Raw genomic sequence first — 23,160 nt, 5'->3', positions numbered from 1 at the left:
ATCCTGCGCGTAATGGGATTATTGCGGCTTAACGTGGCGCAGCCAGCGTTTTTCCGCCCGGCGAAACAGCCCTATCAGCACAAAAGAGATCATCAGGTAAATCACCGCCGCGATACCGAAGGCGTAAAAAGGCTGGTAGGTCGCCGCGTTGATATCGCGTGCAATCTTCAGCACGTCGGGAACCGTGGCGGTAAAGGCCAGGGCGGTGGAGTGCAGCATCAGGATCACCTCGTTACTGTAGGCCGGGATGGCGGTACGCAGCGCGGAGGGCAGGATGATGCAACGGTACAGCTTAAACCAGGTGAACCCATAGGCCCGCGCCGCCTCGATTTCGCCGTGCGGCACCGCGCGAATGGCGCCCGCGAAGATTTCAGTGGTATAGGCGCAGGTATTCAGCGTCAGCGCCAGTATGGTGCAATTCAGGCCGCTGCGAAAAAAAGCGTTAAGCATATCCGTGCCGCGCACAATCTCCAGACTGTACATGCCGGAATAAAATACCAGCAGTTGCACATACAGCGGCGTACCGCGAAAGATATAGGTAAACAGCCAGACCGGGAAACGCACCCAGGGACGCGGGGACACGCGCGCCACCGCCATAAAAACCGCCAGCACCCCGCCGATAACCACGGAAGAAATCAGCAGCCACAGTGTTACCGCCAGTCCGGTAAAACGATAACCGTCGCTCCATAACAAAGCCGGACCATATTGCCGCAGGATCTCAATCATAACTCGGCCTTCTTAACGCCCATGGAATAACGCCGGGTCAGCCATAACAGCACCCCGTTGGACAAGGTGGTGAAAATCAGGTAGACCACCCCCGCCACGATGGCGAAATAAAAGGGTTGATAAGTACCCTTGCCGGCCAGCTGCGTGGCCTTGACCACATCGTTAAGGCCCAGCAGCGAGACCAGCGCCGTGGCCTTGAGAATAACCTGCCAGTTGTTGCCGATACCGGGCAGCGCGAAACGCATCATGGCCGGAAACATGATGCGGCGGAAAATCTGCGCGCCGGAAAAACCAAAGGCGGTGGCCGCTTCTATCTGGCCGCGCGGCACTGCCATAAACGCGCCGCGAAAGGTTTCGGTAAAATAGGCGCCGTAGATAAAACCAAGGGTAATGATGCCGGCCGCCATGGGGTCGATATCAATCTGGTCCATGCCGATGGCTTCGGTCAGGCTGTTCAGGGCGATTTGCAGGCCGTAGAAAATCAGCAGCATCAGCACCAGATCGGGTACGCCGCGAATGAGCGTGGTATAGCCGTCAAAAATGCCTGCCAGGGTACGGCTGCGGGAAAGTTTTGCGCCGGCGCCGATCAGGCCGATGATTACCGAGAGCACCACCGACGTAAGCGCCAGCTCAAGGGTAACCAGGGCACCGTTAATGATGAGTTGCGAATAACCATAAAGCATCGATCATATCCTGTCCTGGCGGAGGATAACAACTATTCGCCCGCGCAAGGCGCGGGCAAACACAAAATGACAGGATTAACCGCCGTACACGTCAAAATCAAAATACTGCTTGGCAAATTTATCGTAGGTCCCGTCTTTGCGCATCTCGGCAAAGGCTTTGTTCAGCGCGGCCTTCAGATCGGTTTCATCTTTACGCAGGCCCATGCCGGTGCCGACGCCGAAGAATTTATCGTCTTTAACCGCCGGACCGGCGAAGACATAGCCTTTACCGGCAGGCTGTTTCAGGAAACCTTCGCTGGCGGCCACTTCATCCTGGAACGCGGCGTCGACACGGCCGGCGGCCAGATCGGCATAGATCAGATCCTGGTTGGCATAGGCGACGACGTCAATGCCCTTCGGCGCCCAGTTGGCGTTGGCATAGGCTTCCTGGGTGGAGCCTTGCAGCACGCCGACGCGTTTACCCTTCAGGGCATCCAGGGTCGGGGTAATGGTGGTGCCGGCCTTGGCGATCAGGCGGGCATTGGCGGCATACAGCTTATCGGTAAAGTCGATTTCCTGTTCGCGTTTTTCAGTAATGGAGAGCGAAGAGATGATCGCGTCGATTTTTTTCGCTTTCAGCGAGGGGATCAGGGCGTCGAAATCACTTTCCACAAAGGTGCATTTAGCCTGGATGCGTTTGCAAAGCTCTTTGGCGAGATCAATATCAAAACCGACCAGTTCGCCGCTGGCATTTTTCGATTCGAACGGCGCATAGGTGGGATCGGTGCCGATTTTAATATTTTTGGGCACGGCGGCATACGCGCTGCCGGCAGCGGCCAGAGCAAATACCAGAGGAAGGACTTTAACCAGCTTATTCATACATTACCCTCGGAATAATTTTAATTAGGCACACACCGTGATGTTTTCAGCGGAATGAGTTGCACTTTTCGTGCCATTTCAGCGCATGTGGCCAATAGCCCGACCACCTGCGCACAAAACCGGCTGACCTGCTTATTTACTACCCGGGCCGGGGCGAACCCGCGCCGTTTCCAGCCTGAGGGCATAGCGTCAGGGCGCGTGCCGCGGGGCGGCTGCACCATAAAAAAACACAGCCTGATCACTATTGGTGCAATGTTATCAGAACGCGCCATCAGGTTGCGTCGCTATGCTGGAAACAACCTATAAAAATGCCGGCGGCTTCACATCCCGCGAATAAATCCGGCAGGATTTTCACCGTCAGTTAGCGCCCTGCCAGCGCTGGAACAGGTCCTGCGGCAGCGCGATATCGAATTGGTCCAGCACCCGGTTGACGGTCTGGTCGACCACGTCGTGCAGGGTGACGGGACGGTGATAAAACGCCGGCACCGGCGGCATGATGACGGCGCCCATTTCCGCGGCGGCGGTCATCAGCCGCAGATGGCCCACGTGCAGCGGCGTTTCGCGCACGCCCAGCACCAGGGTGCGCCGCTCTTTTAACACCACGTCGGCCGCACGCGTGAGCAGGCCGTCGCTGTAGCTGTTGACGATGGCCGACAGGGTTTTCATTGAACAGGGCAGAATCACCATGCCGGCGGTGTGGAAGGAGCCGGAGCTGATATTGGCGGCAATGTCGCGGCAATCGTGGAACTCATCCGCCAGGGCCTGCAAATCGCGCACGCTGTAATCGGTTTCAAGCGCCAGCGTCTGGCGCGCGGCGTTGCTTAGCACCAGATGGGTTTCAATGCCGTCCAGCGCCTTGAGCACCTGCAGCAGCCTGATGCCATAAATGGCGCCGCTGGCGCCGGTAATACCGACGATCAGTCGTTTCATGTCAGTTCTCCCTGTCGCGGACGCCGGATGGATCGGCGCCGCCCATAATAAAAACACCCGGCGCGTGTTACCGCCCGGGTGCATATATCGTCTACCGGTTAACCGCCGGGGGATCGGTGCGGGTTGCGCCCCTCACCCTTCGTTATACATCTCCAGGTTTTCGACTTCGTTTTGGCGCTGGACGGCTTTGACGTCGTCGTTGCGTAACGATTCAAGATAGTCGAGATAACGCTGGTCGACATCCTTGGTGACGTAAATACCGTTAAATACCGAGGATTCAAATTGTACCACATCCGGGTTATCTTCCCGCACCGCCGCCTCGAGGTCGCCGAGGTCCTGGAAGATCAGCGCGTCCGCGCCAATCAGCGCGCGGATTTCGTCCACTTCGCGGCCGTGGGCAATCAGTTCGGTGGCGCTTGGCATATCAATGCCGTAGACATTGGGGAAACGGATTTCCGGCGCCGCGGAGGCCAGGTAGACATTACGCGCCCCGGCTTCGCGCGCCATTTCCACGATCTGTTCGGACGTGGTGCCGCGCACGATGGAGTCGTCCACCAGCAGTACGTTTTTATCGCGGAACTCGGCGCGGTTGGCGTTGAGTTTGCGGCGTACCGATTGGCGGCGCACCTGCTGGCCGGGCATGATAAAGGTACGGCCCACGTAGCGGTTTTTTACAAAACCCTGGCGGTAAGGCAGGTTGAGGATGCGGGCGATTTCGAGCGCGATATCGCAGGATGTTTCCGGGATGGGGATCACCACGTCGATATCCAGGTCTTCCCATTCACGGGCGATTTTTTCGCCCAGTTTTTGCCCCATGCGCACGCGGGCGCTGTAGACCGAAATTTTATCGATAAAGGAATCCGGGCGGGCAAAATAGACATATTCGAACAGGCACGGATGGCTTTGGGGGTTTTCGGCGCACTGGCGGGTGAACAGTTGGCCCGCTTCAGTGATATACACCGCCTCGCCCGGCGCCACGTCGCGCAGGAACTCAAAGTCCAGCGTATCAAGCGCCACGCTTTCGGAAGCCACCATGTATTCGTTGCGTCCGTCGGCGAGGGTGCGCTTGCCGATAACCAGGGGACGGATGCCGTTCGGATCGCGAAACGCAATCAGGCCATGGCCGATAATCATGCCGACCACGGCATAGGCGCCGCGGATCTGCTGGTGGGTGGCCGCAACCGCCGCGAAGATATCATCGGCTTCCAGCGGGTAGTCCGGGAAGCGGTCCAGTTCGCTGGCCAGGATATTCAGCAAGATTTCCGAATCGGACGTGGTATTGATATGCCGGCGTCCTTTTTCGAATAATTTTTTGCGTAATTCGTGGGCGTTGGTCAGGTTGCCGTTATGCGCCAGGGTGATGCCGAACGGGGAATTGACATAGAAGGGTTGCGCCTCGGAGGCGCTGGAACTGCCGGCGGTGGGGTAACGTACATGGCCGATGCCCATGTTCCCCTGCAAACGCTGCATGTGGCGTGCTTCAAATACATCCTTCACCAGGCCATTGGCTTTGCGCAGGCGAAAGCAATCCAATGCATCAATGGTGACGATGCCTGCGGCATCCTGCCCACGGTGCTGGAGCACCGTTAACGCGTCATAAATCGACTGGTTGACCGGCATAAATCCGGCGATACCGACAATACCGCACATAATGTCATTTCCTCATCAGCGTTACCGAAGCGTGAGATGCTTGGGTAAGAAACTCGACGTGCTTTGCAGATAGTCGAAGAACCATCTGATAATACCGCTGAATTGCGGTATAAGCTGGGACTGCTGCCAGTCCGCGCTCTGGGAGAAGCCGGTGAAGGTATCCAGGAAGAATAGCATGGCCGATACGACCAGTATGCCCCTGAGTGCGCCGAAACAGACGCCCAACACGCGGTCGGTGCCGGATAAACCGGTCCGCTCCACCAGAGAGCCAATCACGTAGTTGACGATTGCCCCGACGATCAGGGTAGCCACAAACAGCAAGGCAATCGCGATACCGTTACGAACCAGCTGATCTTCAAAGCGGGTAAAATAGATAGCAAGATAAACATAATAGTGGCTGGCCACAAAAAACGCACATGCCCATGTCACTAATGATAATGCTTCACGTATAAACCCGCGAATCAGACTTATCAGAGCAGAAAATACGATGATGCCAATAATGACGTAATCAACCCAGATCATGCATGCATCCCTTGGTCATCCGCCCCGAAGCTGGTTCGCGGCGAATTCTATCAGAAAACGAAAACGTTTGCGCAGCGGAATTCCTGCCCAAAGTTAAATAAATAACGGCGATTAAAAAAAGCCAATCGCCGCAGGAAGATAGGCCGGCGACGACACGCTCTCCCTTTAACACGCCTTGTGCAAGGACGGTGCTAGCGGGCCTACCGCGCCATGGGGCGCTCGGTCGGGCGGGAAAACCACGCCCGATTCGACCCCATTGGCACGCTCTCCCTTTAACACGCCTTGTGCAAGGACGGTGCTAGCGGGCCTACCGCGCCATGGGGCGCTCGGTCGGGCGGGAAAACCACGCCCGATTCGACCCCATTGGCACGCTCTCCCTTTAACACGCCTTGTGCAAGGACGGTGCTAGCGGGCCTACCGCGCCATGGGGCGCTCGGTCGGGCGGGAAAACCACGCCCGATTCGACCCCATTGGCACGCTCTCCCTTTAACACGCCCTGTGCAAGGACGGTGCTAGCGGGCTTACCGCGCCATGGGGCGCTCGGTCGGGCGGGAAAACCACGCCCGATTCGACCCCATTGGCACGCTCTTCCTTTAACACGCCTTGTGCAAGGACGGTGCTAGCGGGCCTACCGCGCCATGGGGCGCTCGGTCGGGCGGGAACACCACGCCCGATTCGACCCCATTGGCACGCTCTTCCTTTAACACGCCTTGTGCAAGGACGGTGCTAGCGGGCCTACCGCGCCATGGGGCGCTCGGTCGGGCGGGAACACCACGCCCGATTCGACCCCATTGGCACGCTCTCCCTTTAACGCGCCCTGTGCAAGGACGGTGCGAGCGGGCCTGCCGCATATCTATTACCGGGGCTGGTAAGCCCGCAGCTGGCCGCTCAGGCCGCTGAGCTGGTTCATTTCAGGCAGCGAGCTTTGCAGCTTTTGCTTCGATGCGTCCGGCCCGACGAAAATGCGTGTAATCTGCCCCGCCACCGGCGTCGACGGCACGGTATAGACCCGGTAACCGGACAAGCGCAGCTTGCCGACAATTTCAGTTACCTTGGTCGCGTTTTTCAGCGCCCCGAGTTGCACTACCCAGGCTTGTCCCTGTGGCGCCTGTTCCGGGGTTTCCTTTTCCACAGGCTTAGGCGCGGCGACCGGTTTGGCTTCAGGGGCCGCTTCCGTGCGCGGCGCGACGGGTTTGGCCTCGGCGATTTCCGTGCGGGCCTCGGGTTTCGCGGCCGGCTTGGCCGGTTCCATGCGCGGCGCGGGCGCGGCGACGGGTTTGGCTTGCTCAGGTCGCGCGGTGGGTTTGACCGGCTCCTGGCGGGCGGCGGTGGTGGGTTTGGCCGGTGCGGCTTTTACCGTCTCGCGCGGCGGGGCCTTAGGCGCCGCTTTCACCGGCGGCGCGGCTGGCTGCGGGGCATCCGGCGTGTCGGAGTCGTCCGCATCCGGCGCCTGGCTGGCCTGCTCTACCGCCGCCCCCGCGCCTTCCGGCGGCTGGCTGGGCAGGGCCTGGTTGGCCTGCGGCGAGGCATCCGCCTCGTCGCTGTCGCCGGGTTTAGGCACCAGGGGAATAGCGGCAAACTCGTCCTGGTAGTGCTTTTTTTTGCCATCCAGCAGCCCGGGCAGGACAATAACCCCCAAGGCGACGATGATGATGGTTCCCACCAAGCGGTTTTGAAACTTACTCGCCACGTTCTTTCTCCGGGTCTGTTATCGCAACGATCGGCGCCACGGTATGAAATGAACCAAACACCAGCACGCAGTCATCGGCGTCGGCATCCTGCAACGCCTGTCGCCAGGCCGAGGCCACATCGTCAAATTGCCGGGCATGATCGAGATGGGCCGCCAGCTGCGCCGCGGTGGCGCCGCGCGCGTCAATCAGGGTGGCGCAATACCATTCAGCCACCTGCCCGCGCAGGCAGCCCAGGGTGCCGGCAATATCCTTGTCGGCCAGCATGCCCACCACGGCGCGCACTTTCCCCCGGATTTTCAGGGTTGCCAGCCGTTGCGCCAGATACCCGGCGGCGTGTGGATTATGCGCCACATCCAGGATGCGCAGCGGCCGTTGGCCGACGACCTGGAAACGGCCCGGCAGGGACGCCTCGGCGAGTCCCCGGCGGATGGCCTGGTCGGAGACCGGCAGGGGAAAACGCCGGAGCGCCGCAAGGGCGGTGGCGGCATTTTCCAGCGGAATCAGCGGCAGCGGCAATCCGGTCAGCGCCGACTGCTGGTCGCGCCAGTCCCAGGTATCGCCGTCCCGGCTGAAGCGCCAGTCGCGATCGCGGCAGTACAGCAGCGCGCCCACGGCGAGCGCCGTGCTGTCGATTGAGGCGGGTCGATCCGGTTCGCCGACCACAGCCGGGCGGCCCGCCCGCAGGATACCGGCTTTTTCCCGGCCGATACTCTCGCGATCCGGCCCCAGCAGTTCGGTATGATCAAGGGCGATGCTGGTGATCACCGCCACATCGGCATCAACGATATTGGTGGCATCCAGCCGCCCGCCCAGGCCGACCTCGAGCACCGCCACGTCCAGCCGTGCCTGCTTGAACAGCCAAAAGGCCGCCAGGGTGCCGAACTCGAAATAACTTAGGGAAGTGGCGCCGCGCCCCGCTTCAACCGCCGCCATGGCCGCGCTGTGCTGCGCCTCGGGCAGTTCCCGCCCCTGGATGCGCACCCGTTCGGTATAATGCAGCAGATGGGGAGAGCTGTAGACGCCGACCTTGAATCCCGCGGCCAGCAATACCGCCTCGATCAGCCGGCAGGTGGTGCCTTTGCCATTGGTGCCCGCGACGGTAATAACCCGGGGGGCGGGACGCAGCAGGGCCATATCGGCGGCGACCAGGCCTACCCGATCCAGGCCGAGGTCGATGGTCTTGGCGTGCAGGCGTTCAAGATAATGCAGCCACGCCGCCAGCGGCGAGGTGGCTTGTGGAGCAACAAGGTTTTCCATAGGCCCCGTCCTCAGACTTCGTCCGGACGCTCTTCGTGGATCGTCTCAGGCCTCGCCTCATGGGAATGTTCCGCTTCCGGCTGCGGCCTGCCGGTCATTTTGGCCAGCAGTCCCGCCAGTTTAAGGCGCATCTCCGGCCGGCGGATAATCATATCAATGGCGCCTTTCTCCAGCAGGAATTCGCTGCGCTGGAACCCGGCCGGCAGTTTTTCCCGTACCGTTTGTTCAATGACGCGCGGCCCGGCAAAACCTATCAGCGCCTTGGGTTCGGCGATATTCAAATCGCCGAGCATGGCGAGACTTGCGGATACGCCGCCCATGGTCGGATCGGTAAGCACCGAAATATAAGGCAAACGGCGCGCGCGCAGCTTCGCCAGCGCGGCGCTGGTTTTCGCCATCTGCATCAGCGATATCAGCGCTTCCTGCATACGGGCGCCGCCGCTGGCGGAAAAGCAGACCAGCGGGCATTCGTCTTCCAGCGCCTGCTCGACGGCACGGACGAAACGCGCCCCGACCACCGACGACATAGAGCCGCCGATAAAGGCGAATTCAAAAGACGCCGCGACCACCGGCATAGCGTATAGGGTGCCTTTCATTACCACCAGCGCGTCTTTTTCATCGGTGGCCTTTTGCGCCGCCGCCAGGCGGTCTTTGTATTTTTTCGAGTCCTTGAACTTCAGGATATCCCGGGGTTCCAGCTCGCTGCCCAGCTCCACCTCGCTGCCTTTATCCAAAAAGGCATGCAGGCGGGCGCGGGCGGTCATGCGCATATGATGATCGCATTTGGGGCAGACCTCGAGGTTGCGCTCAAGCTCGGCACGGTAGAGTACCTGCCCGCAGCTATCACACTTGGTCCATACGCCTTCGGGGATATTCGCCCTGCGCGCCGGGGTGATAGTGCTCTTGTTAAGTATTCGTTCAATCCAGCTCATCGATAACCTTTCTGTTTGAACCTGGCAAGCGCCAGTCCGCTATTCATACCTTGGCCGCGGCGCGGCAGGACGTCCGTCGTTGTCTTGCCGCCGCCTTATTCAACGCGCCTGGACGGCGCGATGAAGAGCCTTTGAAAATGTCGCCCATTAAACCATAACCGCCAACGAGTTGGGATAGAAAACTCTGCCCGTCGCTCACAAATCATCCATGGCGCGGACAAATCCCGCGCGTTTATCTGCGGGCGGCGGCGCGCCTGTGGCGCCATACCTCAATCACCCCGGGCAGGATAGACAGCAGAATGATGGCGACAATCAATAATTTCAAGTTTTCCTGCACCACCGGCAGATCGCCGAACAGATAACCGGAATAGGTAAACAGGACTACCCATATGACGCCGCCGGTAATATTGAACAGGGCGAAATGGCGATAGGACATATGTCCCATGCCGGCGACGAAGGGCGCGAACGTCCTGACAATCGGCACAAACCGGGCCAGGATAATGGTTTTACCACCGTGACGCGCGTAGAACTGGTGGGTCTTGTCCAGGTAGCTGCGGCGGAAAATCCTGGAATGGGGATTACTGAACAGTTTTTCACCGAACAGCCGCCCGATGGTGTAGTTGACCGCATCGCCCAATATCGCGGCGGCGGCCATCAGCAGCGCCATCAGATGCACATCCAGGCTGTTGCTCGGCAAAGCCGCCAGCGCGCCCGCGACAAACAGCAGCGAATCGCCGGGCAGGAAGGGCGTCACCACCAGACCGGTTTCACAAAACAGAATGAGAAACAGGATGGCGTAGACCCAGATGCCGTACTGCGCCACCAATTCCGCCAGATGGACGTCAATATGCAGAATAAAATCAATAATAAATCTTATAAATTCCATGTTCAGAATTCCGGAAGCGCAAATGATATGTTCAGTACCGTCAATCCAGCAGGAATAACGGTCCCATGGGAGGATACGGCAAATCGAACTGGCCAGGGTAGTCCACCGCCACCAGATAAAGCCCTTCCGCCCTGGCAGTAGCGGCGGCCAGGGCGCGATCCCGTGCTTCCAGTAATTCGTTCATCCACTCCAGCGGACGGTTGCCGCAGCCTATTTCCATCAGGCTGCCCACGATATTACGCACCATATGATGCAGGAAAGCGTTGGCCTTGATATCCACCACGATATAAGCGCCGTGGCGCGTGACCTGCAGATGTTTTAGATTGCGCCAGGGCGTGCGCGACTGGCACTGCAGGGCGCGGAACGATGTAAAATCATGTTCGCCCAGCAGACATTGCCCCGCCCGCTCCATGATATCCGCATCCAGCTGATGGTAATAATGCGTCACGCCCCGGGATAAAATTGCCGGGCGATAAGGATGATTATAGATAATATAGCGGTAACGACGCGCCGTGGCGCTAAAACGCGCGTGAAATTCGCCCGCGACGGCGCGGACCCAGCGCACCGCCACGTCCGGCGGCAGGTTGGCGTTAACGCCCAGGGTCCAGGCGGAGTCTTCGCGCCGCGCGCCGGTGTCGAAATGCACCACCTGGCCGGTGGCGTGCACGCCCGCGTCGGTACGCCCGGCGCACTGCACCGCGATCGGCTCGTTGGCGACTTTGGATAAGGCCTGCTCCAGGCAAGACTGGACGCTGACGACTTCCGACTGGCGCTGCCAGCCGTAGAAACGGCTGCCGTCATATTCAATGCCCAGCGCTATCCTGGACGTTGCCGGCTGACCGGCGAATACTTCCCGGGACATTAATAAAAGTACTCCGCCACCAGCAGCTCCGCGGTCAGCAACGCCATCAGCGCGCCGCCGAAGCGGACATTATCCGCCACCGACCAGAATTGCAGCAGATCCGGCATGCCGTAATCGTTGCGCAGGCAGCCGATGCTAAGGTGCGCCTGTCCCGAGGCATCCTCCACCTGGGTGGGATACTCCCCTTCCTCGCTGACATTGATGCTTTCGCCCGCCGTTAACGCGTCGCGCGCTTCCTCAGGGCCCATCGGCCGCTGGGTTTCCAGATGCACCATCTGGGCGTGGCCGTAAAATACCGGGGCCTGGACGCTGCTGACCGCAATCGGCAATCCCTCGTCCTGCAGAACCTTGCGCACTTCATCCACCAGGCGCCGCTCAACCTGGACGCTGCCCAGTTCGTCCGCCACCAGAGGCAACATATTAAACGCCAACTGGCGGCTGAAGAAGCCCGGCTCGGTGGGCAGGCCGTTCAGCAGCCTGGCGCTTTGGCCCGCCAACGCGTCCACCGCCGCCTTGCCCTGGCCGGAAGCGGAGAGCAGGTTGACGACATGCAGCCGGGCGATGCCGGCCAGGTCGGTAAGCGGCCTCACCGCCAGCAGCAGTTGGCTGGTCAGGCTGTCGGCGACCGCCACCAGGTTGCGGTTGCGATAATCCGCCAGCACCGCGTCATTGACGCCGGGCACCACCAGCGGCACGTCCGGCTCCAGTGCGAACAGGCCGCTGGAATCGATAACCACGCAGCCCGCGGCGGCGGCGGGTTCAGCATAAAGCGCGCTGGCGCCGCTGCCCGCCACGAAAAAGGCCAGTTGCGCCTGAGTCCAGTCAAACTGCGCGGCGTCGGCGACCAGGATGCTTTTGCCGTCGTAACGCAGGGTTTCACCGGCGCTGCGCTCGCTGGCCAGTAAAAACAGTTCACCTACCGGGAACTGCCGCTCTTGCAGCAATTCCAGCAGCGCCGTACCGACCGCGCCTGTTGCGCCCAAAAGGGCGATATTCCAGCCGTCAGACATAACAACTCTCCAAAGCAATGCATCATCGGGGCGGGGAGGCAGAGCCTGCCCGCGCAATAAGGTTATACCCGCCATACTTCACGTTAGGGTATAGGTACGGTCGGGTGTCTAGCGGGCGCCGGCCAGCAGGGCGTTAAAACCGAGTTCGCGCAGCGTCGCCGCCGCCGCGGCGTCATCGCTTTCAACACACAGCGACGACCATTCGCGTCGGTCATGGTACTGCCTGCGCAGCCGGTCGAATTCTCCCGGCATGGCCGCCACCCGGCGCAGGGACGCATCATCGCGGCGCACATCATACACCAGATGGACCAACTGGCGGAGCATCGCCTCGTCAAGGCCGCCGTGTAACCGTACCCGCTCTACCGACGGCCGGGGCAACAGCTCGCCGAGCGGCGCCCGCAGCGGCGTGCCGAGAAAAGCGCTGTATGCCTCGAAAACCTGGGTGGTGCCGCGCGCCTTGCCTTCGAGCGTATAGCCGGCAATATGCGGCGTGCCGATATCGACACGAGACAGCAGCGATGGCGACAGCGCCGGCTCCGGTTCCCAGACGTCAAGCACGGCGCGCATTTTTTTCCCGTGCTCCAGGGCGGCCAGCAGCGCGGCGTTATCCACCACCGCGCCGCGGCAGGCATTGATTAAAATACGGCCGTCGGGCAGCGCCGCCAGCAGTTCCGCATCCACCTGATGCCAGGTGCGATAAGGCCCGGACATGTTCAGGGGGGTATGGAACGTCAGCACGTCCGCCTCGCGCACCAGGGTTGCCAGCGGATGGAAATCCCCGTCATCGCCCCGATCGGCGCGCGGGGGATCGCACAGCAGGGTGCGGATGCCCAGCGCCTTAAGGCGGCGATCGAGCCGCCCACCCACGTTGCCTGCGCCGATAATGCCGACGGTTTTATCACGCAGGGAAAAGCCGTCGCGCTCCGCCAGCATCAGCAGGGAGGAAAAGACATACTCCACCACCGCGACGGCATTACAACCCGGCGCGGCGGAAAAAGCGATGCCGGCCTGCTCCAGCCAGGCTTCATCCACATGATCGGTGCCCGCGGTCGCCGTGCCGACGAATTTCACGCCGCTGCCGGCCAGGAGCCCGGCGTTAACCTGAGTGACCGAGCGCACCATCAGCGCATCGGCGCCCGCAAGCGCTGCGGCCGACAGCTGGCGTCCGGCAACCGGCACGACCTCGCCCAACCGGCTGAACAATTCGTGGGCATAGGGCATGTTTTCATCGACCAGTATTTTCACATCCGACTCCGGAAGCCAGCGGCCTGCGTGTTAAAAAGGGGGAATATTTTGCCACCGAACGGGGAAAAATCCCAATGCTATCGCGCACGGGATTGGCACAACATATTAATACCGTATTATTATTGCCCGCTTATGTTTAGGATGCCCTAAGAAAATCCCTTTTATCCGCCAGGCTACCCTGAGCACCATATCATGGCGGATTGACGTTAAAAGGACCGTCGCATGACTATTTTTTATCCCCTGCTGGCCGTGCTGATCTGGTCGGTCAACGCCATCGTCAGCAAAATGTCCGCCAGCGCCATCGACCCGGCGGCGATTTCCTTTTACCGTTGGCTGGTGGCCCTGGTGATACTGACGCCCTTTGTCCTGCCCGGCGTGCTGCGCAACCGCCGCGTCGTGCGCGCCCAGGGCTGGCGCCTGCTGGTGCTTGGCCTGCTGGGCATGGTGTTGTACCAAAGCCTGGCTTATTATGCCGCGCACAGCGTGAGCGCACTGTTTATGGGGATACTGAATTCGCTGATTCCGCTGCTGACGGTGCTATTGAGTATCCTGCTGCTGCGCGCCGTGCCGACGCTGGGCGTCTTGCTGGGCACCCTGCTCTCGTTCGGCGGCCTGGTCTGGCTGGTCAGCGCGGGGCATCCGCGGGTGCTGCTGAGCCACGGCATGGGCGGCGGCGAGCTGATGATGATAGGCGCATCCGCGTCCTATGCCCTGTACGGGGTACTGACCCGGCGCTGGACGATACCGCTGCCCAATTGGCAATCGCTTTATATCCAGGTGGCGTTCGGCGTGCTGCTCCTGCTGCCGGGGTTCCTGCTGGCGCCGGACGTTGGCCTGACCGCGCGCAATATTCCGCTGGTGATCTTTGCCGGTATCGCCGCGTCCCTGATCGCGCCTTACCTGTGGATCCAGGGGGTAATGCGGCTGGGTGCCAATACCGCGTCGATATTCATGAACCTGGCGCCGCTGTTTACCGCCGCCATCGCGGTACTTTTTTTACATGAGCGACTGCACAGCTATCACGTCGTCGGCGGTGGGATTACACTGTTGGGAGTTATATTGGCACAACGGCTGCGCATTCCCCTGATACGCAGACCAGGTAAAGAGCAGAAAATGCCTTCCTGACGCGTGCCGCTACCGCAAGCCACGGCGGCTTGTTATCATTCGCCGCATTGTTGATCTGAGCGCACGATGCCATAACGCAGTTGCTATGGCCGGGCTGGACGACAGCGCCCTATGCTAAAGGATGAGTCATATGCAACCTGTAAGTGGCCCCGGTACACCTTTACAGGGCGATCCGCCCCATGGCGCCGCGGGCAGCGCACCTTTAGGGCCGGAGAGTGAAAAGCCGCTGACCACGGCGCAACGCACCGCCCTGGAGCGTCTGATTATCAAGATCATGGCGTTAAGCAACAGCAAGGCCCCGGAGATCTGGGCCGCATTGCGCCATCAATTGAATATCGCCAACGACGGCGAGCTGACGGCGGGCCATTTCCAGCCCGCCGAACAGCTGCTGCAAACCAGGCTGGGCCAGGCACAGCAAACCCACGCCGGGCGCCAGCTTATGCAACAGCTCACCGAACTGCTGCCCCAGGGTAACAACCGCCAGGCGGTCAGTGATTTTATTCGCCGGGAATATGGCCATACCGTGCTAAGCCAGCTTGGCCCCGAGCAGTTGCTGCAGGTGGTGGCGTTACTGCAAAACGGCCAGCTGAATATCCCGCAGCCGCAGCAGTCCGCCATTACCGATCGCACGCTGTTGCCGGCCGAACATCATGCCCTGAACCAGCAGATTACCCGCCTGGCGGCGGTCACCGGCGAATCCCCGGCGGAAATCTGGCAAAGCGTGATGACCATGATGGGCCTGAAAGCGGGCGATCCTATCCCGGCACGTCATTTCCAGCTGCTGATGCAATTTCTGCAGGGACATATGACGCTGTCGCAGCAGGCCTCCCCTACCCTGGCATCGGTGCAGGCCACCCTGAAACAGCCGACCAATAGCGATGAACAGCAGGCGATAGAAGCGTACTGCCAACAGCATTTCAACGCGCTGCCCCAGAGCGTGCTGACGCCGGCGCAGGTGGGCGCGGTAATGCAGTTCCTGTTTATCTATCGCCTTACCCGCACGCAAAGCCAGCATCAAACCCCCGACCCCCGTCTGCTGCAGCCGGCCATGAGCCCGCTTATCGCCACCGAACCGATGACGCCGGCGGCAAAAACCATCCGCTCGCGCTGGATCATGGCGATTGCCGTGGCCGGGGTTCTGTTGCTGATCTGGATCCTGATCTGAGCTGATTGGCCGACAAAAAAACCATCCTGCATGCGGACACGCCGGCAGGATGGTTTTTTAATTACGGTTAGGGAGAGGATATTCCCGCATGCCCGATAGGCGTTGCCTGACGCACGCCCAAGGGCATCGGCCCGTTAGAGATACTTGCGCATGACCAGGGTGGCGTTGGTGCCGCCGAACCCGAAACTGTTGGTCATTACCGTGGTCAGCCGCCGCTCGGTGGGTACGGTGATGACATTCATGCCTTCGGCCTGCGGATCGAGCTCATCGATATTAATGCTCGGCGCGATGAAGTTATGCTCCAGCATCAGCAGGGTATAGATGGTTTCATGCACCCCCGCCGCGCCCAGGGAGTGGCCGGTCATGGCTTTGGTGGAGGAAAACGCCGGCTGCTGGCTGCCGAAGGTTTCACGGATGGCCCACAGTTCCTTGACATCGCCCACCGGCGTGGAGGTGCCGTGTACGTTAAGGTAATCGATCGGGGTATCGACGTCTTTCAGCGCCATCTGCATGCAGCGGATAGCCCCTTCCCCGGAAGGCGCCACCATGTCGGCGCCGTCGGAGTTGGCGCCGTACCCGATAATTTCGCCATAGATATGCGCGCCGCGCGCCAGCGCGTGTTCCAATTCTTCCACCACGACGATACCGCCGCCGCCGGCGATGACGAAACCGTCGCGGTTGACGTCATAGGTACGGGACGCCCTGGCCGGGGTCTCGTTGTAGCGGGTAGACAGCGCGCCCATGGCGTCGAATTCGCAGGCCATTTCCCAGCACAATTCCTCGCCGCCGCCGGCAAACACCACGTCCTGCTTGCCCAGTTGGATCATTTCCACCGCGTTGCCGATACAGTGCGCGGAGGTGGAGCAGGCGGAGCTGATGGAATAGTTGACGCCACGGATTTTAAACGGCGTCGCCAGGCAGGCGGACACGCCGGAAGCCATGGCCTTGGTGACCATATAGGGGCCGACGCCGCGCAGGCCGCGCGCACGCATGCCGTCGGAACCGGCAACCTGGTTGCGCGGCGAGCCGCCGCCGGAACCGACGATGAGGCCGGTGCGATCGTTGGAAACCTGCTCGGGGCTTAGCCCGGAATCCTGGATAGCCTGCTCCATGGAAAGGTAGGCATAAATGGAGGCATCACTCATGAAGCGCGCAATTTTACGATCGATCAGCCCGTTAGTATCAAGTTTAATATCCCCCCACACATGGCTGCGCATACCGGAATCTTTCAATTCCTGGGAAAAAGTGATTCCGGAGCGGCCTTGTTGCAGAGATGCCAGGACTTCTTTCTGGTCATTACCAATACTCGATAAGATCCCCAGGCCGGTAATCACTGCACGTTTCATTTAATACCTCTTGTATTTATATATAAGATTCTGTGACGCACTTTAGCGTACAGTTGTACGCTGAACAAGTCCGATCAGACGAAGTTTGCAAAATTTGCGCCGCAAAGCACACCTCGTTAAAATCTCAACATTTCTTGACAAAAGAGCCTTACGCCGTGAATCGCGCGCCTATCTGCAACGCCATCCTTAATTGGAATGAAGACGGTACACCTGTATCCCGACAGTTTGATGACATCTACTTTTCCAGCCAGGATGGACTGGAAGAAACCCGCTATGTTTTTTTAGCCGGCAACGGACTGCCGGAGCGGTTTGCACAACATACGCGGGCATCGTTGGTGGTGGCGGAAACCGGCTTCGGCACCGGACTTAACTTTCTGGCGCTGTGGCAGGCCTTTGACCAGTTCAGACGGCGGCGGCCCGACGCGCCGCTGCGACGCCTGCACTTTATCAGCTTCGAGCAGTTCCCCCTGAAAATCGAGGATATGGCGCAGGCCCACGCGCGCTGGCCGGAGCTGGCCAGCTATGCCGCCGGGCTGCGCAGCCTTTGGCCGTTGCCGACGCCCGGTTGCCACCGGCTGATCCTGGCGGACGGCGCCGTCACGCTGGATTTATGGTACGGCGAGATCAACGCGTTGCTGCCGCTTCTGGACGACAGCCTGTCCGGCCGGGTGGATGCGTGGTTCCTGGACGGCTTCGCCCCGGCGAAAAACGCCGGCATGTGGAGCGAAGCCTTGTTTCATGCCATGGTGCGATTCGCCGCGCCGCAGGGGACCTTCGCCACCTTTACCGCCGCGGGATTTGTGCGGCGCGGCCTGCGCCAGGCGGGATTTACCGTCCTTAAGCCGCCGGGTTTCGGCCGCAAGCGGGAAATGCTGGCCGGCAGCCTGGCCGCGCCGCTGGCGACAGCGCCGCGCGCGCCCTGGTACGTCCGGCGCCCCGCGCGCGACCCGCTTGAGGTGGCGATTATCGGCGGGGGAATTGCCGGCGCCCTGGCGGCGGAGGCCCTGCAGCGCCGCGGGTCGCGGGTGACTCTTTATTGCGCCGATAGCGGCCCGGCCCAGGGGGCGTCAGGCAATCGCCAGGGCGCCTTATATCCACTGCTGAATAATGAGGATGACGAGCTGGCGCAGTTTTTTGCCATCGCTTTTCCTTTCGCGCACCACTATTACCAGGAGTGCGCACGCCAGGGGGTCATCTTTGAGCACCAGTGGTGCGGCGTCACGCAACTGGCCTATGACGACCGATCCCGGCGCAAGCTGCGGCAAATCCTGGCCACGGACTGGCCCGCGCAGCTCATCAGCGCGGTGGCCTGCGAAGACATGCCCGCGCTGACCGGGCTTGCCACCGGCAGCGGCGGGGTCACCTATCCGCTGGGAGGCTGGCTCAACCCCGCCCAATTCACCGCCGGCATCATCGCGCGCGCGCAGTCCCGCGGCATGGCGGTGCACTACGGCCATGAGGTGCGGGGATTAAACGCCGGCGCGGACGATTGGTTGCTGGATTTCGGCGCGGGGCGCCAGGCCCGCCATGCCACGGTGGTGCTGGCCGCCGGGCACCGCATGCTGCAATGGCCGATTACCGCCCCGCTGCCGTTGACCAGCGTGCGCGGGCAGGTCAGCTATGTTCCCGACCAGCCGGCACTGCGGACCTTGAAGCAGGTGCTGTGTTATGACGGTTACCTGACGCCCGCAAGCCCCGGCTTTCGCACCCACTGCCTGGGCGCCAGCGCCCGGCGCGACGACGAGGACATGACTTACCGCCCCGATGAGCAGCGGGCCAACCGCGACCGGTTAATCGCCTCCCTGCCCGGGCAATCCTGGGCACAGTACGTTGATGTCAGCGCCGGCGAGGCACGCGCCAGCATACGCAGCAGCGCCAGGGATCATCTGCCCATGCTGGGCGGCGTGCCGGATTTTGCCGCCACCCAACGCGCGTATGGCGATCTGCCCGGACGCCTGCTGGCCGGCGAGGCGGTGGCGGACGCGCCGGTGTATGCAAATCTGTTTATGCTGGGCGGCCTGGGGTCGCGCGGTTTATGCACCGCCCCCTTGGCGGCGGAGATCCTGGCCGGCCAGATATTCGGCGAGCCACTGCCGCTGAGCCTGGCGCAGTCGGCGGCATTAAGTCCCAATCGTTTTTGGCTGCGTAAAGTGTTAAAGGGGCGGCCGCTCTGACGCCTGTTCAGAATACCATATTCACCCTGCCCCACAGGGTCCTGCCCGGCTCGGTAATCGGCCTATCGGCCGTGTAGCCGAAGCCGCTGTTGCCCGCCAGGTTGAGGTGCTCGCTGTAGCGCTTGTCGAGGATATTGTCGACGCCGCTGCTGAGCTTGATGCCTTTGGTTAACCTGTAGGCCACATTGGCCGACAGGACGCCGAAGCCGGGGCTGGCGGCAAAATCCTTACCCGCCGCATTGCCCTGGTTGGCGGCGATGCGGCGCTGGGCGCTGACCACGCGCCATAGCGCGGTACTGCTAAAGCGTTGCCGTTCATAGGTCAGGCCGGCACGGGCGTCCAGCGGCGGCATCTGCGGCAACGGACGCCCGTCGCGGGTATTTTTGCCCCACGACCCGGCAAGGCTGGCGTCGGTTTTCCAGTGTTCGGCCAGCCGATACCCCATGCCCAGCTCCGCGCCCATGATATGGGCGCTGATATTGACCGCCTGGCTGCCGTAGGCATTGTTCGGGTCGTATTTGACTAAAATAAAATCATCCACCCGTCCGGCATAACCGGACAGCCACCCGTTAAAACCGCCATTCACGTAGTGCCAGCCGGCATCGATCTGGGTGGTTTTTTCACTTTTCAGCGCGGCAAAGGGATCGGATCCCGGCCGCGGTCCGGCTTTGGGTTTGAATAATTCCCAATAATCCGGAAAACGTTCGGTATAACCTATGCCCGCATACCACAGCAGCGGCGCGCTCAGCTGCTGCTCGTAACGGATAAAGCCCGCGGGCAGGATTGCGGCGCGCGACCGCGACCCCGTATCATCATATTTGTCCGCCAGGCTGCGATCGAGGCGCGCGCCGCCGATAATACGGTTATGCCCGGAGGCATGCCAGGTCAGCTCGCTGAACACGCCGTAATCCTGAAAAAGCGCATCCCGGTCCCAGCCGGTGCTTTTTTTGACGCGATGCGTGTTGGTTTGCATGTCCGCGCCGGACTGCAGCTGGAAATCGGTCCACAGCCAGGTGCCGGCGGCGCGCCCCCCCAGGGTGCGGCGATCCGGGTTACTGCGCCGGGCGGCGTTTGGCGGCCCCTGGCGTGCGCGCATCTTGCAGCAGCCGGCGGCGGCCGGCTGCTGCACGGGAGAGCGCAGGCTGGTGTTGTCCATGACATGATTGGCATAGCTGTAGTAGAGCTGGGCCTCGACCCGGTCCAGCACATCACCGATACCGGTTTTCTCAAAGCGCGCGCCCAGGCTTTCGCGTTTGATTTGCGCGCCGTCCATGCCCCGGCCCGCATAACTGGCCTCGCCGTTGCCGCGGCCCATGGTCAGCTCCATCCGGGTGGCGTCATCCGGCGTCCAGCCCAGCGCCAGATCGCCGTTCCATTTATCCCAGCGCGAGGGCACGCGCCGTCCCGCGCCGTCGCGATAGTCGCCGGCGCGGGACTGGTTGGCGGACAGTTGCATATAGCCCAGCGCATTGCCCACGGCGGCCTGGACAGTTTCATCCCGGCGCCCGTTGGATCCCGCCAGCAGGCCAAGCTGGGTTTTTACGCCGGCCTTATCGAAATGCGGAAAGACGCGTTCGAAACGCAGGGTGCCCGCCGAGGAGCCCGGCCCCCACAGAACGGTTTGCGGGCCTTTGACCAGGGTCAGGACATCATAGCTTTCCGGGGAGATATAGGCGGTCGGCGCATCCATGCGGCTTGGGCAGGTACCGAGGATTTCCGCGCCGTCGGCGAGTATTTTCAGCCTGGATCCGAACATGCCGCGAAAAACCGGATCGCCGTTGGTGCCGCCGTTGCGGATCTGGGCGAAGCCGGGAATGGTTTTAAGGTAACCGGCGCCATCGCTGGCCGGCAACGGCTGGCGCGGCGTCTTGGGGGACGTGACGACGGTCAGCGGGGAATGCAATGGCGCGGTTACCGTTATCACATCGCTGTCGGCGATGACCGGCGGCGCGGCGGCGGACGGCGCGGGCACAGTATGGGCGACGGCGTGGTGGGCCGCCACCAGGGTAAATAACGGTATCAGGCCGGTCAGACGGCGCGGCGGACAGGTGTCTTTAGGGTGTATGGGGTAGCCAGACATCATCGTTCCTTGTGATTGAGTTTCTGCTTCCTGATAAGACGGAGGTAAGGGTGCTACCGGCGCGGACGGCCAGGCCTGTCAATGTCCGGCGGAAGGGGATGGCGCGTTGGCGTGATTCAGGGGGGAACGGGTATGTGCCGGCGGTACGCGCGGCAGGGATACACGGGCGTTCACGCGGCGAGCCGCAGGAAATAACGCCGCAAATGCTACTGTAACAAGGTCTGTAAATTGGCGCCATCAGCCTGAAAAACGTCCATCACGTTAATGCGGGATTGTACGTGATAGGCCAGGATGGCGTGTGATAACTTAAATTTCGTTTATCGTTGGTACGGCTTTGGCCTGTTCATACAGCCGGTGCCACATGCCCAGCACCAGTACCTGATCCGGCGGCGACAGTTCACCATTGCCGATAGCCTTGGCCAGGCAGGCCTGTACCCGATCGTGCAGCGCTTCAAGGGTATGCTCGTTATTTTCCTCCGCTTCGGCGACCGCCAGCGTCAGGTGGCCGCGCAAATAGCCGCCGGCAAATAATTCATCGTCGGTGGCGTGCTCCACCATATCGTCAATTAACGCCAGGATACGCGTTTCAAAAGTTACGATCATCGAATGTCCTCATTCATTATGCAACGTCGGGGCGGCATCTATCGCGACCGGGGAACGGAACTGGCTCCGCGTTAACGGCGGGGTATGGTAAAACGCATGCAACGCCTGGATAAAACAGGCCGCACGGTCAGGAATACCCTGGTCGAGATAGCGGATGACCTGCCCATGCACCAAGCGCTGGAACGCGATACGGTCCGGCTCGCTATCGCCATTGAGATTATCGCAGCTGACATTGAAGGGAAACCCCGCCGCCGCACAAAATAGCCATTCCAGGGCCTGGGGCTTGATTTCCACCTGCTCGAACTGGCGCTGCGTGGTGTCGTCGCGCCCGTCCGGGCAGTACCAATAGCCAAAATCCACCATTAGCCGGCGCCTGGCGCCGGCGATACACCAATGGGAGATTTCATGCATGGCGCTGGCGTAATAGCCATGGGCAAAAACAATGCGGTGAAAAGGCAGATCCCCATCGGCCGGCAGGTAAATGGGTTCGTCATCGCCCCTGATTAGCCGGGTGTTAAGCGTGTCGGCAAAACAGCCGTCGAACAAGGCGATCAGGTGCTGAACATCATGGGTTTCGCTAGACATAATCTCGGTTCGGTTATCACAATGAAGACAGCCAGAGCGCAATCGCCGCGCCATGGCTATCGTACAAAAGTTTCAGGCTCATCAGGAGCGATACCACCACGATGGTCGGGCGTATCAGCCGTTGCCCCTTGGTCAGCACCATGCGGGCGCCCATGCGCGCGCCCAGGATTTGCCCGGCCAGCATGACGACGCCCACGCTCCACACCACCTTGCCGGCAAAGATAAACAGCAGCAGTCCGCCCAGATTGGAGGTGAAGTTAAGCACCTTGGCATGGGCCGTGGATTTCGCCAGGTTAAAGCCGCACAGCGTCACGTAGGCCAGCGCATAAAAAGAGCCGGCGCCGGGGCCGAAAAACCCGTCATAAAAGCCGACGCCACACCCGGCCACCAGCGCAAACGGCCAGGCGGACAGGCGGCGCTTGCGATCGTCCTCGCCGATATGCGGCATCAGCAGAAAATACAAGCCGATGCCTATCACCAGCAGCGGCAATACCTGGCGCAACAGGTCGGCGCGCAGATGCTGGATCAGTATCGCGCCGGTCATCGAGCCGATAAACGTCATGGCGATGGTCAGCTTCTGGTTGCCGATATCCACCGCCCGCTGGCGCACAAAATAAAGACTGGCGGAGAAGGAACCGCCCACCGACTGCAGTTTGTTGGTGCCCAGCGTCTGCGCCGGCGACAATCCCGCCGCCAGCAGCACCGGCAGGGTAATTAACCCGCCGCCGCCGGCAATGGAGTCGATAAACCCCGCCAGCATGCTGACGAAAAACAACAAGGCAAACACCAGCGGGGAAACCGCTAACCAATCCATGAATGAATCCAGTGGT

General features: G+C 61.0%; 21 protein-coding genes. 3 read left to right on the top strand and 18 right to left on the bottom strand.

The window, feature by feature from the left end:
• Nucleotides 1-18: 18 nt before the first annotated feature.
• The 13 genes from ACL2XN_RS25545 to pdxB form a co-directional block, all read right to left on the bottom strand.
• Entirely contained in the window at nt 19-726 is a 708-nt protein-coding gene (locus tag ACL2XN_RS25545; protein WP_410014193.1) for an ABC transporter permease, read from the bottom strand.
• The gene (locus ACL2XN_RS25540) at nt 723-1,409 is read right to left on the bottom strand and encodes a histidine ABC transporter permease HisQ (RefSeq protein ID WP_413723337.1); all 687 of its coding nucleotides are present in this window, start codon (nt 1,407-1,409) and stop codon (nt 723-725) included. The genes ACL2XN_RS25545 and ACL2XN_RS25540 overlap by 4 nt, the downstream gene beginning before the upstream one ends.
• A gap of 75 nt (nt 1,410-1,484) precedes the next feature.
• Nucleotides 1,485-2,267: a lysine/arginine/ornithine ABC transporter substrate-binding protein ArgT gene (argT, locus tag ACL2XN_RS25535; RefSeq protein ID WP_410014191.1), complete on the bottom strand. Its 783-nt coding sequence runs from the start codon at nt 2,265-2,267 to the stop codon at nt 1,485-1,487.
• 357 nt (nt 2,268-2,624) lie between these two features.
• Nucleotides 2,625-3,197, bottom strand: coding sequence for a UbiX family flavin prenyltransferase (locus tag ACL2XN_RS25530; protein ID WP_413723338.1), 573 nt, complete (start codon nt 3,195-3,197; stop codon nt 2,625-2,627).
• A 132-nt stretch (nt 3,198-3,329) separates the two neighbouring features.
• On the bottom strand, nt 3,330-4,847 hold the full coding sequence (gene purF, locus ACL2XN_RS25525) for an amidophosphoribosyltransferase (RefSeq protein ID WP_162368015.1): 1,518 nt from the start codon (nt 4,845-4,847) through the stop codon (nt 3,330-3,332).
• Nucleotides 4,848-4,868: 21 nt separating this feature from the next.
• Nucleotides 4,869-5,369, bottom strand: a complete 501-nt coding sequence (cvpA, locus tag ACL2XN_RS25520; protein WP_410014189.1) for a colicin V production protein — start codon at nt 5,367-5,369, stop codon at nt 4,869-4,871.
• 856 nt (nt 5,370-6,225) lie between these two features.
• On the bottom strand, nt 6,226-7,059 hold the full coding sequence (gene dedD, locus ACL2XN_RS25515; RefSeq protein WP_413729732.1) for a cell division protein DedD: 834 nt from the start codon (nt 7,057-7,059) through the stop codon (nt 6,226-6,228).
• Entirely contained in the window at nt 7,049-8,317 is a 1,269-nt protein-coding gene (folC, locus tag ACL2XN_RS25510) for a bifunctional tetrahydrofolate synthase/dihydrofolate synthase (protein ID WP_410014187.1), read from the bottom strand. Before folC ends, dedD begins: the two co-directional genes overlap by 11 nt.
• Before the next feature lie 11 nt (nt 8,318-8,328).
• Complete coding sequence (accD, locus tag ACL2XN_RS25505; RefSeq protein ID WP_410014186.1) at nt 8,329-9,249, bottom strand: acetyl-CoA carboxylase, carboxyltransferase subunit beta; 921 nt, start codon at nt 9,247-9,249, stop codon at nt 8,329-8,331.
• Nucleotides 9,250-9,481: 232 nt separating this feature from the next.
• The gene (locus tag ACL2XN_RS25500) at nt 9,482-10,135 is read right to left on the bottom strand and encodes a DedA family protein (RefSeq protein WP_413729731.1); all 654 of its coding nucleotides are present in this window, start codon (nt 10,133-10,135) and stop codon (nt 9,482-9,484) included.
• 40 nt (nt 10,136-10,175) lie between these two features.
• Nucleotides 10,176-10,997 (bottom strand): tRNA pseudouridine(38-40) synthase TruA, encoded by an 822-nt coding sequence (truA, locus tag ACL2XN_RS25495; RefSeq protein ID WP_410014184.1) that lies wholly within the window; start codon nt 10,995-10,997, stop codon nt 10,176-10,178.
• Complete coding sequence (locus ACL2XN_RS25490) at nt 10,997-12,007, bottom strand: aspartate-semialdehyde dehydrogenase (protein ID WP_410014183.1); 1,011 nt, start codon at nt 12,005-12,007, stop codon at nt 10,997-10,999. The genes truA and ACL2XN_RS25490 overlap by 1 nt, the downstream gene beginning before the upstream one ends.
• 108 nt (nt 12,008-12,115) lie before the next feature.
• The gene (pdxB, locus tag ACL2XN_RS25485; protein WP_410014182.1) at nt 12,116-13,252 is read right to left on the bottom strand and encodes a 4-phosphoerythronate dehydrogenase PdxB; all 1,137 of its coding nucleotides are present in this window, start codon (nt 13,250-13,252) and stop codon (nt 12,116-12,118) included.
• Between the two features lie 222 nt (nt 13,253-13,474).
• Between pdxB and ACL2XN_RS25480 the strand changes: the two genes are divergently transcribed.
• Both ACL2XN_RS25480 and flk read left to right on the top strand, forming a co-directional pair.
• Entirely contained in the window at nt 13,475-14,377 is a 903-nt protein-coding gene (locus tag ACL2XN_RS25480) for a DMT family transporter (protein ID WP_410014181.1), read from the top strand.
• 130 nt (nt 14,378-14,507) lie between these two features.
• Nucleotides 14,508-15,542 (top strand): flagella biosynthesis regulator Flk, encoded by a 1,035-nt coding sequence (flk, locus tag ACL2XN_RS25475; RefSeq protein WP_410014180.1) that lies wholly within the window; start codon nt 14,508-14,510, stop codon nt 15,540-15,542.
• A 134-nt stretch (nt 15,543-15,676) separates the two neighbouring features.
• On the opposite strand, the gene fabB is transcribed toward flk, so the two are convergent.
• Nucleotides 15,677-16,888: a beta-ketoacyl-ACP synthase I gene (fabB, locus tag ACL2XN_RS25470; RefSeq protein ID WP_410014179.1), complete on the bottom strand. Its 1,212-nt coding sequence runs from the start codon at nt 16,886-16,888 to the stop codon at nt 15,677-15,679.
• 155 nt (nt 16,889-17,043) lie between these two features.
• Here fabB and mnmC point away from each other — a divergent pair, with 155 nt between their 5' ends.
• Nucleotides 17,044-19,062: a bifunctional tRNA (5-methylaminomethyl-2-thiouridine)(34)-methyltransferase MnmD/FAD-dependent 5-carboxymethylaminomethyl-2-thiouridine(34) oxidoreductase MnmC gene (gene mnmC / locus ACL2XN_RS25465; RefSeq protein ID WP_413729730.1), complete on the top strand. Its 2,019-nt coding sequence runs from the start codon at nt 17,044-17,046 to the stop codon at nt 19,060-19,062.
• Between the two features lie 7 nt (nt 19,063-19,069).
• Here the strand turns inward: mnmC and ACL2XN_RS25460 are convergent, their stop codons facing one another.
• From ACL2XN_RS25460 to ACL2XN_RS25445, 4 genes are all read right to left on the bottom strand, one after another.
• Nucleotides 19,070-21,142, bottom strand: coding sequence for a TonB-dependent copper receptor (locus ACL2XN_RS25460; RefSeq protein WP_413731029.1), 2,073 nt, complete (start codon nt 21,140-21,142; stop codon nt 19,070-19,072).
• 306 nt (nt 21,143-21,448) lie between these two features.
• Nucleotides 21,449-21,745: a YfcL family protein gene (locus ACL2XN_RS25455; RefSeq protein WP_410014177.1), complete on the bottom strand. Its 297-nt coding sequence runs from the start codon at nt 21,743-21,745 to the stop codon at nt 21,449-21,451.
• A 9-nt stretch (nt 21,746-21,754) separates the two neighbouring features.
• A complete protein-coding gene (locus tag ACL2XN_RS25450; protein WP_410014176.1) occupies nt 21,755-22,330 on the bottom strand; it encodes an elongation factor P hydroxylase in 576 nt (191 codons plus the stop codon).
• Nucleotides 22,331-22,346: 16 nt separating this feature from the next.
• A complete protein-coding gene (locus ACL2XN_RS25445) occupies nt 22,347-23,144 on the bottom strand; it encodes a sulfite exporter TauE/SafE family protein (RefSeq protein WP_413729729.1) in 798 nt (265 codons plus the stop codon).
• Nucleotides 23,145-23,160 lie beyond the last annotated feature (16 nt).

It is taken from the genome of Sodalis sp. RH22 (assembly GCF_047324165.1).
Taxonomy (GTDB): domain Bacteria; phylum Pseudomonadota; class Gammaproteobacteria; order Enterobacterales; family Enterobacteriaceae; genus Acerihabitans.
This window is presented reverse-complemented; position numbering and strand designations above follow the sequence as displayed.